This window comes from Streptomyces sp. NBC_01006, assembly GCF_045162725.1.
Lineage (GTDB): Bacteria > Actinomycetota > Actinomycetes > Streptomycetales > Streptomycetaceae > Streptomyces.
The window spans coordinates 6,937,654-6,951,101 of the sequence record NZ_CP108700.1 but is presented as its reverse complement, the minus strand read 5'-3'; the positions used below and the strand labels follow the sequence as shown (position 1 = coordinate 6,951,101).

14 protein-coding genes are annotated in these 13,448 nt (G+C 68.0%); 11 read left to right on the top strand and 3 right to left on the bottom strand.

The window, feature by feature from the left end:
• Positions 1 to 97 precede the first annotated feature (97 nt).
• From htpX to OG509_RS31475, 10 genes are all read left to right on the top strand, one after another.
• Positions 98 to 1,012, top strand: coding sequence for a zinc metalloprotease HtpX (gene htpX / locus OG509_RS31520; RefSeq protein WP_406186017.1), 915 nt, complete (start codon positions 98 to 100; stop codon positions 1,010 to 1,012).
• A gap of 16 nt (positions 1,013 to 1,028) precedes the next feature.
• The gene (locus OG509_RS31515) at positions 1,029 to 1,619 is read left to right on the top strand and encodes a hypothetical protein (RefSeq protein WP_406186016.1); all 591 of its coding nucleotides are present in this window, start codon (positions 1,029 to 1,031) and stop codon (positions 1,617 to 1,619) included.
• A 200-nt stretch (positions 1,620 to 1,819) separates the two neighbouring features.
• Entirely contained in the window at positions 1,820 to 2,212 is a 393-nt protein-coding gene (locus OG509_RS31510) for a hypothetical protein (protein ID WP_406186015.1), read from the top strand.
• A gap of 219 nt (positions 2,213 to 2,431) precedes the next feature.
• Positions 2,432 to 2,797 (top strand): hypothetical protein, encoded by a 366-nt coding sequence (locus OG509_RS31505; RefSeq protein WP_406186014.1) that lies wholly within the window; start codon positions 2,432 to 2,434, stop codon positions 2,795 to 2,797.
• Positions 2,798 to 2,913: 116 nt separating this feature from the next.
• Entirely contained in the window at positions 2,914 to 3,357 is a 444-nt protein-coding gene (locus OG509_RS31500) for a hypothetical protein (RefSeq protein WP_406186013.1), read from the top strand.
• Positions 3,358 to 3,989: 632 nt separating this feature from the next.
• On the top strand, positions 3,990 to 5,633 hold the full coding sequence (locus OG509_RS31495) for a sensor histidine kinase (RefSeq protein WP_406186012.1): 1,644 nt from the start codon (positions 3,990 to 3,992) through the stop codon (positions 5,631 to 5,633).
• A gap of 20 nt (positions 5,634 to 5,653) precedes the next feature.
• On the top strand, positions 5,654 to 6,043 hold the full coding sequence (locus OG509_RS31490) for a roadblock/LC7 domain-containing protein (RefSeq protein WP_406186011.1): 390 nt from the start codon (positions 5,654 to 5,656) through the stop codon (positions 6,041 to 6,043).
• A gap of 38 nt (positions 6,044 to 6,081) precedes the next feature.
• Positions 6,082 to 6,396 carry a DUF742 domain-containing protein gene (locus OG509_RS31485; RefSeq protein WP_406186009.1) on the top strand — a complete coding sequence of 105 codons (315 nt, stop codon included), beginning with the start codon at positions 6,082 to 6,084 and terminating at the stop codon, positions 6,394 to 6,396.
• On the top strand, positions 6,377 to 7,000 hold the full coding sequence (locus OG509_RS31480; RefSeq protein ID WP_406186007.1) for a GTP-binding protein: 624 nt from the start codon (positions 6,377 to 6,379) through the stop codon (positions 6,998 to 7,000). The genes OG509_RS31485 and OG509_RS31480 overlap by 20 nt, the downstream gene beginning before the upstream one ends.
• On the top strand, positions 6,997 to 8,442 hold the full coding sequence (locus OG509_RS31475) for a cytochrome P450 (RefSeq protein ID WP_406186006.1): 1,446 nt from the start codon (positions 6,997 to 6,999) through the stop codon (positions 8,440 to 8,442). The genes OG509_RS31480 and OG509_RS31475 overlap by 4 nt, the downstream gene beginning before the upstream one ends.
• 73 nt (positions 8,443 to 8,515) lie before the next feature.
• On the opposite strand, the gene OG509_RS31470 is transcribed toward OG509_RS31475, so the two are convergent.
• Positions 8,516 to 9,601, bottom strand: a complete 1,086-nt coding sequence (locus OG509_RS31470; protein WP_406186005.1) for a hypothetical protein — start codon at positions 9,599 to 9,601, stop codon at positions 8,516 to 8,518.
• Positions 9,602 to 10,117: 516 nt separating this feature from the next.
• Here OG509_RS31470 and OG509_RS31465 point away from each other — a divergent pair.
• Positions 10,118 to 10,270 carry an ATP-binding cassette domain-containing protein gene (locus tag OG509_RS31465; RefSeq protein WP_406186004.1) on the top strand — a complete coding sequence of 51 codons (153 nt, stop codon included), beginning with the start codon at positions 10,118 to 10,120 and terminating at the stop codon, positions 10,268 to 10,270.
• Between the two features lie 170 nt (positions 10,271 to 10,440).
• Here the strand turns inward: OG509_RS31465 and OG509_RS31460 are convergent, their stop codons facing one another.
• Positions 10,441 to 11,907 carry an APC family permease gene (locus tag OG509_RS31460; protein WP_406186003.1) on the bottom strand — a complete coding sequence of 489 codons (1,467 nt, stop codon included), beginning with the start codon at positions 11,905 to 11,907 and terminating at the stop codon, positions 10,441 to 10,443.
• A 150-nt stretch (positions 11,908 to 12,057) separates the two neighbouring features.
• Positions 12,058 to 13,299, bottom strand: a complete 1,242-nt coding sequence (locus OG509_RS31455) for a PP2C family protein-serine/threonine phosphatase (RefSeq protein WP_406186002.1) — start codon at positions 13,297 to 13,299, stop codon at positions 12,058 to 12,060.
• Between the last annotated feature and the right edge of the window lie 149 nt (positions 13,300 to 13,448).

The following is a 13,448-nucleotide window of genomic DNA, read 5'->3' as shown; positions in this document are numbered from 1 at the left end:
CGGGCCATGCGCGGCACAGCGGGTTGTCCGAAGGGAGAAAGCGGCACAATCGATGATGAGGAGCGCGGTGCCGGCGCTCCGCCTGGAGGGTGATCAGATGCCTGGGACCCGGTCTCATTCCCGCTACGTCCCGGACAAGGGACTCACCACCCGCATGGTGATGACCATGTTCCTGATCGGGCTGCTCTACGTCGTCTTCGTCGGCGTGCTGCTGGCCCTGCTCCGGGGCTCGTGGCCCGTCATCCTGGTGGTCGCGGGCGGTCTGTTCATCGCGCAGTTCTGGTTCAGCGACCGGATCGCGGCCTTCAGCATGGGTGCCCGTGAGGTCACCCCCGAGCAGGCGCCCGAGCTGCACGGCGCCGTGGACCGCGTCTGCGCGCTCGCCGACATGCCCAAGCCGCGCGTGGCGATCGCCGACAGCGATGTGCCGAACGCGTTCGCCACCGGCCGGGGCGAGCGCACCGCGCTGGTCTGCGTCACCACCGGCCTGCTCCGCCGTCTGGAGCCGGAGGAGCTGGAGGGCGTACTCGCGCACGAGCTGTCGCACGTCGCCCATCGCGATGTCGCGGTGATGACCATCGCGTCGTTCCTCGGTGTCCTGTCAGGAGTGATGACCCGCATCGCGCTGTACAGCGGACTCGGCCGCGACAGCCGCGACAGCAACGCCGCCGTCGTGGCACTCCTGATACCCCTGGTCAGCGCCGTGGTCTACGTGATCAGCTTCCTGCTGACCCGGCTGCTGTCCCGCTACCGCGAGCTGTCCGCCGACCGAGCGGCCGCATTGCTGACCGGCCGTCCGTCGGCGCTTGCCTCCGCGCTCACCAAGGTGACCGGGGAGATGGCGAGGATTCCGAGCCGGGATCTGCGCAAGGCGGAGCCGTTCAACGCGTTCTGGTTCGCGCCCGCGTTCTCGTCCCAGGAGAGCCTGGGCAGGCTGCTCTCCTCCCACCCGACGCTGGAGGAACGGCTGGACCGACTGGGCAAGGTCTCGGCGCAGCTCGGCCGACCCTGAACAAGAGGTACTTCCTGTGGGACTCCTCGACACCATCCTCGGCCGCAGCAAGCCGGTACGCCCTGACCTCGACCAACTCTTCGGCCTGCCGGGCGCGGCGATCACCCTCCAGGCGGCTGCCGGTTTCGCTCCGACCGGCGTCGGCTCGGTGTGCTTCGCCAGCGTCGAGGGCGGCGCCTTCGCCGGGCTCCAGGAGGAGGTACGGGAGCTGCTCGACGCCGATACCGGCCGCGGCGGCATACCGGTCGAGTTCAGCCAGGACGCGTACGGCTACACCTGGCTCCTCGCCCGCCGGCCCGCCGACGACCTGCCCGCACTGGTAAACGACCTGCACGCCGTCAACACCCTCCTCCAGGAGGCCGGCTTCGGCCCGCAGCTGCTCTGCTCCCTGATCGGCTTCCGCGAGGCCGCGGGACAGCGCACGATGGCTCTGGTCTACCTCTACAAGCGCGGCACCTTCTACCCCTTCGCGCCACTTCCCGGAACGGCCGGGAGGCGTGACAACGCATTGGAGCTCCAGACCAGGGCGCTGCTCGCGGACGACCTGAGGGTCGAACCCGACTTGGGCCGCTGGTTCCCGGTGTGGGGCGCGCCGGGGATCGGCTGAGGCGTCGCCTGTTCGCCTTCTCCTCGCCTGAACCACCCGCGACCATCACGACCGGGGATGCGGCGATGTCGGCCTGCTACGCGTGACGATGACCTGATCCAGGCGAGCTTCTCGCGAAGCCGTCCCCCCGGCTCTGATGACAGCGCTCGAAGAAGTACGCACGGACGACCGCATGAACAGCACGGTGGGCTGACCGCGATGTGCGGCGCCGCCTGGAGTTGCGGGCGGCCGCCGCCGGCGAGGACACCGGCATCGTCCGGGAGCGCATCCTGAGTCTCCTCGACACCCGCCCCTTCGCCCGCTACGACTACGTCGAGTACGCCGACGCCCACGCCCACGATCGGCAGGCGGCAGAGGCCGTGACCGCACTGCGAGCACTGACGGTGAACGGCCGGTCGGCGGACGCGGTGGAGCTTGCCCGTGAGGCTCTCCAGGCTCTGGGGCGCACGTACGGCGAGATCGACGACTCAAACAGTCTGATCGGGGACGTCGCCACCGGCTGGCCGAAGCCCATCTGGAGGCCTGCCGGACTGCCGGGCCCGACCCGCTGGAGACCGCCGAGTGGCTGGTGCGGTACCTGCCGAGCGAGGTGAACGACGCCGCCGACATCGACCTCTTCGACTACCGGGAGGTGCTCGGTGACTCGGGGCTGGCCCCTGCACGCGCATGGGTAGTGGCCGCCTGGCGAGCCAACCCACGGAGGTGGACGGAGAAGTACCTCATGGAGTGCCTCCTGAAGGCCGACGGGGACAGCGTGAACGCACTCGCCTTCCTCTGCGAGCGCTACGAGCGGGCCGACCCGTCTGGCCGACGTGGTCGCGGTCCGCCGGGATCTGCTGGGTGCCCGTCCCTCGCTTGCCGCCTACCAGCATCTGCGTACGGCAGCGAGTGCGGTCGGAACCTGGGAAAGCATCGAACGCACGGGTGCCCCGGAGGTACTGAAGGCCGTCACCCAACCCAAGAAGGGGTGCTGCGGCTCCCTCCTGGTCGACGCCCTGATGGACGACAACGACCTCCATCCTGCCTGGCAGGCCCCCATCGACGGCCACGCCGACCAGCGGCAGTGGCTTGCCCTGGCCGACTGCATCCGCGACGGGCAACCGGCCGACGCGCTGAGCGTCTACCTCCGCTGGATCCCCACGGAGGGTGCCACCCGACCGAGGACGTTGTCCTCCTGAAGGGTGACGCAGAGCGTTTCCGACCTTTGTCGCGCGTTGGCGGGGAAGGGATCCGTCAGCCCAAAAGATCAGCGGCGACCCCGCGCGGGCGCCGCGCGTCAGAAGCGGAGCCGGCCTTGGCACCCGTACCGAACGGCCTCTACACGATCAGCCGTCCCCCCGAGCAGCTCCTCACGCTGGAAGGAGGGGCGTCGGAGCCGAAGACACCCGTCTTCCTGCTGCCGCCCACCGGCAACCCCGGTGAGCAGGAGTGGCAGCTGGAGTCGCTCAGCAACGGCAACTGCACGATCCGCAACCTCCGCGGCGGAACCTATCTCTCCTACGACGGCGACCCGGAGATGAACAAGCCGGTGGTCGGGTACCCCGATCCGCGCGAGTGGGCGCTCTATCAGAGCGCGGAGCCGCACTCCTTCCACGTCGTCGTCCCCGGAGGCCCCGTCGACGGAGAGGAGCTGGCCCTGGACCTCAGCCTGCTGCGGATCTTCCCGCCCCGTGTCGCCCTGAGGCCGCTCGACGTCAACAACCGACGCCAGGCATGGTCCTTCCGGTTCATGGAGTAGAAGTCCGGAACCGGTTACCCGAGTGCCCGGGCGGCCAGCGGCCGACCCGGGCACAGCCTCGAAGGAGCGGTCCTGCTCTCTCATTCCGCTCAACCGAGGCGGAAGTGCTGGTCAGTGCCCTCGACGCAGTGTTCAACGAGGAGTAACGGGAGACCGTCAAGATTCGCCCACTGCCGTCACCGAGGTCAGCAACGGCGGGACATGATCGGGCCCGATGCTGACCACTTGCTGACCTGGACCCCGACAGCACGGCGCTGACCTGCAAAAACGTCCACATGTCAGGTGCTGGACTTGAACATGGTACGAAGCATGCGAATACTCCCGACATGTCTGCTCCCTGCCTGCTTCCCGCAGGTCAAGGACATGCCCGGAGCCTACAGCGGTTCGCACGGAGGCCGGAGCTGGACGCCGTGGACAGCAAGCTGCTGGATGCAGTCGATTCCATGCATTTGCAGCGTGCGTCATGGTGGTTATCGATCAACTGTGGATCCAGATTGATCAACGGAGATTTCCATTCCGGTCAAGGCCACCTGGCGTACCCGAACTGACTATGCTCGCCCCGCGTGTTGCTCTGGACTCACCGCGAGTCGAACGTCGCATTGCGCGCAGACGGAGCCTGTCCACAGAGAGGCATGACCACCGATGCGATCTCGAACCGGCCCGTCGGGCGCACCAATTGGAACATCTTTGCTCGTCCGAGCGAAGTCCCGACCGTTCCTGTCGGCGCACCGCATCACGCCCAATCGACCAATTCCAGACTGTTTAGGGACCCTTCGATGGTTCGTGCAGGTTCAACCCCTAGAGCGCTGCCGCGTGCAGTGGCTCCGGCATGGCTAATCCCCACTGGTGTCCTGGCTGGGGCCTGCGTCGTAGCGCTGATCTGTGTTTCCGCACAGATACGCACGCCAGTTGCCTGGTGCGGCCTCGTCGCGGTCGTCCTGACAGCCATCACTTCGGCTGAGACGGCCCGCCGGGCGCGCTCGGCGGAGCAGGCCCGCTACGCGCGGGCGAATGCCGAGGTACAGCGGTACTACGCGCAACGCGAGACCGCACTGTTCGCGCGCTTGTCCGATCAGCGGGCCACCACTGTATGGCTCGCCGAAGAGCTCCTCCCCGCAGCTGTCGCCCGCCTGCAGAAGGGTGAGCCCGTTTCGGAGATCCTGCAGTCCGTCCCGTTCGGGGACCATCTCGACAGCGAGTTCGCCGAAGCGCTCCGGGCAGCTCTGCGGACGCTCCTGGAAGCCGTGGATGCCGAGGAACGCACCCGGGACTCGTCGCAGCGGGCACTGGTGGCGATCGCCCGGCGGGTCCAGGCGATCGTGCACCAACTCGCCAAGGACCTGCGCGACATGCAGATCCTGCATGGTACGGATGTAGTGGTCTCCCATGGCCTGCAGGACATCGACCATCGCAATGCCCTCATCGGGCGCCTTGCGGCCAGCATCGCGGTACTGGGTGATGCCCGGCCAGGGCGCCAGTGGTCGAAAGCGATCCCGCTCTACGATGTCGTGCGAGGGGCCATGTCACGCATCGTGGACTATCCCCGCGTGAAGCTGCAGTCGGTGACAGAGGTGGCCGTGATCGGCCAGGGAGCCGAGCCGCTGATCCACCTGCTCGCCGAGTTGCTCGACAACGCCACGACCTTCTCGCCGCCGCACGCCCCGGTCGAGGTGACCGCGAACGAGGTGCCCTCCGGTATCGCGATCGAGATCGAGGATCGTGGGGTCGGGCTCACCGAAGAGGTCCGCCAGCGCATCGATCGCGTCATGGCTCAGGCATCATCCGGCATCGATCTGGCCGACCTGGGCGAGGCGACACAGCTCGGCCTGCCCGTCGTCAGCCGGCTGGCCCGCGAGAACGGCCTCGACGTCGACTTGCGCACCTCCGCGTACGGAGGAGTGCGGGCCGTCGTGCTCGTTCCGCGGCGCCTGATCACCACGGTTCAGCTGCCTGCCCCGAAAGTACAGCAGTTCACGCCGAGGCCCACGGGCGCACCGGCCGTGCCGAAGCCGCCGACGACGACGCGCGTTGCCGCAGCAGATTCCGTCGAGGTCGAACAGGCAATCAACGCACTGCCGCAACGGCGACGCGAATCGCCCGTCCCGACGCCGGTCGTCCGCACGTCCCCTCACCCCCCGGCCGCTCCGGCCGCCACCCCGGGAGCAGCCGGCGCATCCCGGCAGCCGGGCCTGATGTGGGAGGCGTTCAACGGCGAAAAGAGACCGATCACGGGCCCTTCCATCCAAACCAGCGAGCCATCAGACGAGGGTGAGTAACCGTGCCGCCACTGCCCAACATGGACTGGATGCTCAAGGAGCTTGCAACCAGCGTCCCGTACGTGCGTCACGTGGTCGTGTTGTCGTCGGACGGTCTGTGCATCGGCCAAGCGAACACGGAGCCCGACACCGCTGACGCGATCGCTGCTGCCTGCTCGGGCATCCAAAGCCTGGCGAAGGCCATCGCCCAAAAGTTCCCGCACGGAAACGGCTCGACCCACATGGTCGGGATCGAAGTCGACGGCGGATACTTCTCCCTCATGGCGGCCGGACCCGGGGCCTATCTCGCGGTGCTGGCCGACGAGGAGGTGGACGCAGGGTTGCTGGGCGACCGCATGCGTACGCTGGTGTTCCGGATCGGTCAACACATGACCAGCCCACCTCGTGAGGACATCGGGCAGGCGATGTGACGTCACAGAACCAGGACGCATGGGACGAAGGCAGTCCCGTGCCGCTCTATGTCATCTCCGGTGGCCCGGGTTCCTCGGCCAAAGCCTTCGACCTGGTCACCCTCGTCGCATCGAGGTCCGCACCCGAACCGGGAATGCAGCCCGAGCAGGCGGCCATTCTCGCCATGTGTCAATACCCGCTGTCGGTGGCCGAGATCTCCGCGTATCTCAGCCTGCCGTTCAGCGTCATCACGGTGCTGCTCTCCAAGCTCGTGGACCACGAGCGAGTTGAGGCCACTGCACCCGTTCCTGTCGCAGCGGTCCCCGAACTTGGCCTTCTGGAGGCGGTGATCCATGGACTACGCAGGCTCTGACGCACTCGCCGCCGGCCCCCGACGCTCGGACGTGCTGCTGCCGCACGGCGCCAGGGGAGTCAAGATCGTCGTTGTCGGCGGCTTCGGGGTGGGCAAGACGACCATGGTCGGGGCGGTGAGCGAGATCCCGCCCCTGACCACCGAAGAAACCATGACTCAGGCCGGCGTCGGGATCGACCACAATCCCGGCGCGGAAGGCAAGAACACCACGACCGTTGCCCTGGACTTCGGCCGCATCAGCATCAACGAGGAGCTGATCCTCTACCTCTTCGGCACGCCGGGACAGGAGCGCTTCTGGTTCCTCTGGAACGGCATCTTCGAAGGCGCGCTCGGTGCCGTGGTCCTCGTCGACACGCGGAGGATCGAAGTCTGTTTCGAGATCATCACCCGTCTGGAAGACCGCCGCGTCCCCTTCGTCGTGGCCGTCAACACCTTCCCCGAGGCGCCGCAGCACCCGTTACCAGCCCTGCGCACCGCTCTGGCGCTCAACGAATCGGTGCCCATCATCACCTGTGACGCACGCGACCGGTCGTCCAGCCGGGACGCGCTGCTCTCGCTGATGGGCTACCTGTGCACCCTCGCCGCCGCTCAGGAGTCCGTATGACCGTCCCACCCACTGACCACACCACCACGGAACCAGGGCTCACCCCGCCCCCGGGTTGCCCGGCCCACACCGCCACGGGACGCGATGCGGTGACCCGGCTCTGGGGCGCCGCTGCCGAGACCGACCCCATGGGTCTGTACGAAAAGTTGCGTGCCGTCCACGGCCCGGTGGCCCCCGTCCTGCTCGACGGGGACGTACGGGCCTGGCTCGTCCTGGGGTACCTCGAGAACCGTGATGTGGCCAGCCGCTCCACCCAGTTCTCCCGCGACCCCCGCACCTGGCACGGCTGGAAGAGCGGCGAGATCGACGCCGCCACCTCGCCGCTGGTTCCGATGATCGGCTGGCGACCCGACTGCGTATGTGCGGACGGCGAAGACCACCAGCGTCTGCGCGGCGCGGTCACCGCCGGCCTCGACCAGTTCGACCAACGCGGAATCCGCCGCCGCATCACCCGCTTCGCGCACCAGCTGGTCGACGAGTTCTGCGCGATGGGCAACGCGGAGCTGGTCGGCCAGTTCACCGAGCACCTGCCCATGCTCGTTCTCACCCACATGCTCGGAATGCCGGACGAGTACGGTCCCAAGCTCGTGCACGCCGCCCGGGACCTCTTCAAGGGCACCGAAACGTCGCTCGCGAGCAACGCCTACGTGCTGGAGACCCTTGAGCAGCTTGTCGTCGCCAAGCGCGCCCTGCCCGGGCAGGACATCGCATCCGTACTGATGGCCCACCCGGCAGGCCTCACGGACGAGGAGGTGCAACACCACCTGCGTCTCATCCTGCTCGCGGGCTATGAGACGACCGCCAACCTCATGTCCAACGTGCTGCGGATGGTGGTCACCGACCCGCGGTTCCGCGGGTCGCTGGCCGGCGGACAGATGACCTTGCCGGAAGCAGTGGAGCAAGTGCTCTGGGACGAGCCACCGCTGATGGTGTGCCCGGGCCGCTGGGCTACCGGTGACACCTCCCTCGGAGGACAGGAGATCAAGGCGGGAGACATGCTCCTGTTGGGCCTGGCCGCCGGGAACGTCGATCGGGCGGTCCGCCCGGAACCCTCGACACGGGTGCACCACAACCGCGCGCACCTGTCCTTCAGCGCCGGCGCCCATGAGTGCCCCGGCCAGGACATCGGCCGTGTCATCGCCGACACCGGCATCGACATCCTGCTCACCCGGCTTCCCGACATCAGCCTGGCCGTGCCCGAAGAAGAGCTCACCTGGCGCTCCTCCACATGGTCACGGCATCTGACGGCGCTACCGGTGAAGTTCGCGTCCCGCAGTCCGGAAGCCCATGATGTGCTGCCACCGCTGCCGGCCGCGCCCCCGCCGAGTACCGGAATGCCGGCTGCGCCCCAATGGCCGCTGTCCGAACCGGAATTGTTGCGCCCGACCGAGCCCCGCACCTCGTGGCGAGCGCGACTCAAGCAGTTTCTGCGGAGGCTGTAGCCCTCGCAGCTCACCTCAAGAGCCGAGCACTACAGCCGAGGAGGCTGCCGGACGGCCCGGGAAGGCAGCCTCCTCACAGCCGGGCGGGCACCAACCGTGGGCTCGTACCGTCGGGCGTGACTCCTGAGTCGGCAGGGAACGGACCGTCTGCGGAGGCGTAGCGCGGCGCTCCGGTGTACCACGCATGGATGCCGGACAGGAAACTGCAAGCTCCCCGGAGCCACTCCTGCAGCTCGTTCCGTTCGTCGTGGTTCAAACCGGCTCGCCGGACGACCGGGGGCAGTTCGCTCCGCGTGAGGTGCTCGAAGTGGCGCAGTCGTGCGGTCACCAGATCGGCGGCCGCATGCATCGCCTCCTGGACGGTGATGCGCAGGGATGTCTGGAGGACTATGACGAGGTTGTTGACGTCGTGTTCGTCATGGATTTCCCGTTGATAGGAAGCGATGTCGTTCGCCATTCCCATGTAGTCCATGAAGGCGTCGAGCAATGCACAGAAGGCTCGGCTCTGCCGGATTTGCTCAGGGACCCGTGCACCAGTGGAGAGTTCGACGGAATACGGGGCGCTATAGGCGGCAAAGCTTTCACGGCGGAACTGGGCATACTCTATGAGGTCCGGGACACGCCCGGCGCGGCTGTTGGCCAGTTCTTGAACTCCCGCGTCGACGTACCTCGCCAGGGCACGGTTGAGTCCCCGCTGCCAGTGCGCCATTCTCGGGGGGAACAGTCGTTGCTGGAGGTCGGCCATGCCCCTTTCGACGGCATTGGTCGGCTCCGGCAACCGAGCGCCCGGCTCCGACGGCAAGAAGGCATGGAGGCGGGCGGTGAAGGCTTTTGCACCTGTGAGGTCGCCCGTCCGTTTGAAGGCGGAGGCGAAGTAGTCGTCCCAGGCCAGAGCCCAGAGGTTGAACCGGTGATTGAGCCGGAGGTCGGTGAATGAGGCGTCAGGAAGGGCCCAGGCGGTTAGCTGGTCGACGGCCATGGCGTGGAACTGGGACGAGTTCCAGATCGCCCGGCGAGCCGACGACGCTTCGTCGCTGTCCAGCATGCCCATCTCTCGCGCCCACGTCTCGGCCTCCTGACGCAGGGCCAGGAGGTACGGGTTCACCCGCACCGGGTACGGCATCCGCAGTATGGGCAGCTTGATGGCCTGCACTGTCATGAGATCCCTGCTTCCCTTCCGGCGGGCATCGGTGCTGCGTGTCGCCCCGGCGCGCCCTGCGCGAGCACGGCGAGCAGACCACCGGAGTCCCGAACATCGCGCAATGCGAACCGGTGACGCCCCGTCACGAGCTCGAGATCAACCCGTGGCGGGTCTCTGGCGCGTCCGGGTCACACCCCTTGATCAGGGACTGGACGAGCATCGCGAATGTCGGTTCCTGGGGCATGGCTTCTCCCTCCGAGACGGCCTATCGGCTGACGATCCACTGCCGAGACGGGGACGGACGCCGAACCGTTCCCACCCTTTGGTGCACCAAAACGTGCGCCCGCCCCGGCCAATCCGCAACCCCGCGTAGCCGCCCTCGGCCTGCGATTGAGGACGGTTTGCGCGGAATGGAGCGATCCTTCCGGGTCAACTTGGCTCAAATTCGATCCCAAAGCTAGCCATGATCAACCAACGATCGTCAGTCCGCGAGCACGGGCGGGCGGTCCCGAGGCGATCCGCGGCCTCGACCTGGTGGTCCCGGCGAGCCAGACCGTAGCCTTCGTTGGCGGGACGGATGCGAGCAAGTCGACGCTCGTGAAGCTGATCGCCCGGTTCTACGACAGGGCCCCCGGCGCGGTCCGGGTGGACGGTGCGGACGTGCGCGCGCTCGATACGACGGCGTAGCGGCGCCGGCTGGGCCTCGTCCCGCAAGACGCGTACCTGACCGCCGGATCGGTGCGCGACGCCGTCGCCCACCACTGCCCGGAGTCGGCGGGGCGGTCCCGCCTCAGGAGGCCGGGGACGGCGACGGGGGCGGGCGCGTCCGCGCCCCGCCGGCCGGTCGCCCGCCCCGGTCAGCGCTCGGTGACCCCGACGGGGCCGGCCCGCTCGGTCTTGGCGACGTCCAGATACTCCTCGTCGATCTCGCGGGGGCCGAGCGGCCAGACCTTCTCGGCGTTCGCCCACACCAGGAAGGCGACGGCGCCGAGGGCGAGCCAGGCCAGGGACCATTCGATCGGGTGACGGCCCGGGGTGTTCTTGTCGGCGTAGCCGTAGATGACCAGCCAGCCGACGAGGGCGATCACGCTGGGCAGCGGATAGAGCCACATCCGGTACGGCCGCTTCAGCGTCGGCTGGCGCTTGCGGAGCACGCTCAGCGCCAGGATCTGCGCGAGCGCCTGCACCAGGACCATCACCGTGGTCAACAGCTGGATCAGGGTGACGAGGTCGGTGTGGCGGCCGATGAGGAAGCCGACCGCCGTGACCACACCCATCGTGGCCAGACCCAGGACCGGGAACCGGTGCTTCACGTGGAGCTTGGCGTACGGCCGGAAGAACACCCGCTCGCGGGCGGCGTCGTAGGGCACCCGGGAGCCGCCCAGCAGTCCGGTGAAGACGGAGGCGAAGGCGGTGACGAGGATGAGTACGGTCACCACCTGGGCGGCGCCCTTGCCCCAGGTCTCCTCCAGGACCGCGGAGGCCACGGAGGTCGACGCGATGTCCTTCGGGTCCAGCATCCGGTGCCAGTCGAGCACGCCCAGCGAGCCGATCTGGAGCAGCAGGTAGATGGCCATGATGCCGATGATGGAGAAGATGATCGAGCGCGGGACGGTGCGCCCCGGATCCTTGATCTCGGCGCCCATGTAGGCGGTGGTGTTGTAGCCGAGGTAGTCGTAGATGCCGATGGTCAGGCCGCCGGCGAAGCCGATCCAGAAGGTGCTGCTGGTGAAGGAGAAGGCGCCCTCGGGGTAGCTGAAGGCCAGGTCGACGCTGAAGTGCGTGGCAGCGGCGATGATCACCAGGGTGACGGCGGCGATCATGACGGCCCACATCACGGCGGTGATCTTCGCGATGTGCTCGATGCCGCGCCACAGCAGCAGGACCACCAGCGCGATCACGCCCAGCCCGACGAGGTCGCCGCCGGTCTGCCCGAGGTCGGGTACGAGGTAGCCGAGGTACTGGACGAAGCCGACGACGCCGGTGGACATGATCAGCGGGATGAACAGCATGGCGGTCCACACGAAGAGGAACGGCATGAGCCGGCCCGTGCGGTACTGGAACGCCTGGCGCAGGTATACGTAGCTGCCGCCCGACCCGGGCATCGATGCGCCGAGCTCGGCCCAGACGAGGCCGTCGGCGAGGGCGAGGATCGCGCCGGCGAGGAAGCCGACGACGGCCTGCGGGCCACCGAAGGCCGCGACCATCAGGGGGATCGTGACGAACGGTCCGATGCCGCACATCTGGCTCATGTTGATGGCGGTGGCCTGGAACAGGCCGACGCGGCGGACGAAGCCGCCTCTCGCGGGTGGCGATCCGGACATGGTGGACTCCCTGAACTGAGGTGGGGCGGGGCAGGGCGTGGCGGCATGCGTCCCGAGGTCAGGGCGCACTGCGGCGCACCCGGACGCGATAAAGTTAAGAACGTTTACTTATTCCGTCAAGAGAGGCGCGGGCCGGCGGGGGCTGCCGGCTCAGTCGAGGGTGGCGAGATGGTCGGCGTCGCCGCCGCGCCACTCGATGAGGAAGATCGTCGCGTCGTCGCTGGTGACGCCGCCCCGCTCCTGCTTCAGGGCGTGGGAGAGGGCCCGCACCACCGGCCGCACCCCCGTGTGGTCACGGACGACGCGGTTGGTCCACTCGATGAGTTGCTCCTCGCCGAACTGCTCCCCGCCGGCCTGGTGTTCCTCGATCAGGCCGTCGGTGAAACACAGCAGCCGGTCCCCGCGCTGCAGCATCCGCTCGCTGACCACCGGCTGCTCACCGCCGAAGCCGACCGGCAAGGTGGTCGGGCTCTCCAGCCGGTCCACCACGGCGCGGTCACGGATCAGCAGCGGCGCCGGGTGACCCGCGTTGACCCATTGCAGCCGGCCCGTGGCGATGTTCAGACGCATCATCTGCGCGGTGACGAAGTGTTCGTGGCCGAACTGCTCGTTGATGGCCCGGTCCATGAACGCGTACACCTCGGACAGACCGGTGTCGGCCCGTCGCGAGTGGCGATAGGCGCCGATGGCCACCGTCGCCATGGTCGCCGCGTCCAGGCCGTGGCCCATCGCGTCGATCATGGCCACGTGCAGGATGTCGCCGTTGAGGGCGTAGTCGAAACTGTCTCCGGCCACCTTGTACGCGGGCTCCAGGATTCCGGCCACCTCCACCTGCGGAACGGTCATCGAGAGCGGAGGCAGCAGCGACCACTGGATCTCGGCGGCCACGCTCATCGGGGCGCGGCGGCGGGCCTGGAAGAACAGATCGGTATAGGCGTCCTTGGTGACGATCATGTCGGCGACCAGACCGGCGAGTCTGCGCAGCAGCCGCCGGTCGTCGTCGTCGACGCTGTCCAGGGTGACGGCCATGACCCCGACCTGGTCGCTGCCGTCCAGCATCGGCAGGTACATCCGCACGCTGCCGCCCTGCGTCACCTCCACCGTTCTGCGGTTCAGGAACGACTCTCCGGCCGGGGAGTCCTCGATCGGTTCGGGGTCGCCGACCGTCAGCCGCCTGCTCGGCAGCGGCACCAGCAGCATCTGTTCGTAGTCCTGCAAGAGGATCGAGAGGTCCCGGCCGCCGACCCTGGCCACCTCCTCCGCGACGAGCGGGGCGATCAACTGCGGCGGCATCTCGTGCGCCCGGTCCAGCAGCACACCCAGCAACCGCTCACCGAACCCCTCGGACCGGTCCACCCGGAACGTGCTCGGCTTCCGCCCTCCTTCGGTCATCGCTGATCGCATCCCTTCGTCCCGCTGCCTCGGGAAACTCACCGGGTGTAACGCGCACCGCACACCGCGCACATCATGCCCACTGGTCAACCCGGGCCTCTGCCGCAACGCCGATCTCGCAGTCGGGCAGCGATGGCCACCCTGAGTGA

What these genes read in the sequence shown, in the direction of transcription:
- htpX (WP_406186017.1), top strand. Translation starts at nt 98, where the DNA reads ATGCCTGGGACCCGGTCTCATTCCCGCTACGTCCCGGACAAGGGACTC.
- OG509_RS31495 (WP_406186012.1), top strand. Translation starts at nt 3,990, where the DNA reads ATGACCACCGATGCGATCTCGAACCGGCCCGTCGGGCGCACCAATTGG.
- OG509_RS31490 (WP_406186011.1), top strand. Translation starts at nt 5,654, where the DNA reads ATGGACTGGATGCTCAAGGAGCTTGCAACCAGCGTCCCGTACGTGCGT.
- OG509_RS31480 (WP_406186007.1), top strand. Translation starts at nt 6,377, where the DNA reads ATGGACTACGCAGGCTCTGACGCACTCGCCGCCGGCCCCCGACGCTCG.
- OG509_RS31475 (WP_406186006.1), top strand. Translation starts at nt 6,997, where the DNA reads ATGACCGTCCCACCCACTGACCACACCACCACGGAACCAGGGCTCACC.
- OG509_RS31470 (WP_406186005.1), bottom strand. Translation starts at nt 9,601, where the DNA reads ATGACAGTGCAGGCCATCAAGCTGCCCATACTGCGGATGCCGTACCCG.
- OG509_RS31460 (WP_406186003.1), bottom strand. Translation starts at nt 11,907, where the DNA reads ATGTCCGGATCGCCACCCGCGAGAGGCGGCTTCGTCCGCCGCGTCGGC.
- OG509_RS31455 (WP_406186002.1), bottom strand. Translation starts at nt 13,299, where the DNA reads ATGACCGAAGGAGGGCGGAAGCCGAGCACGTTCCGGGTGGACCGGTCC.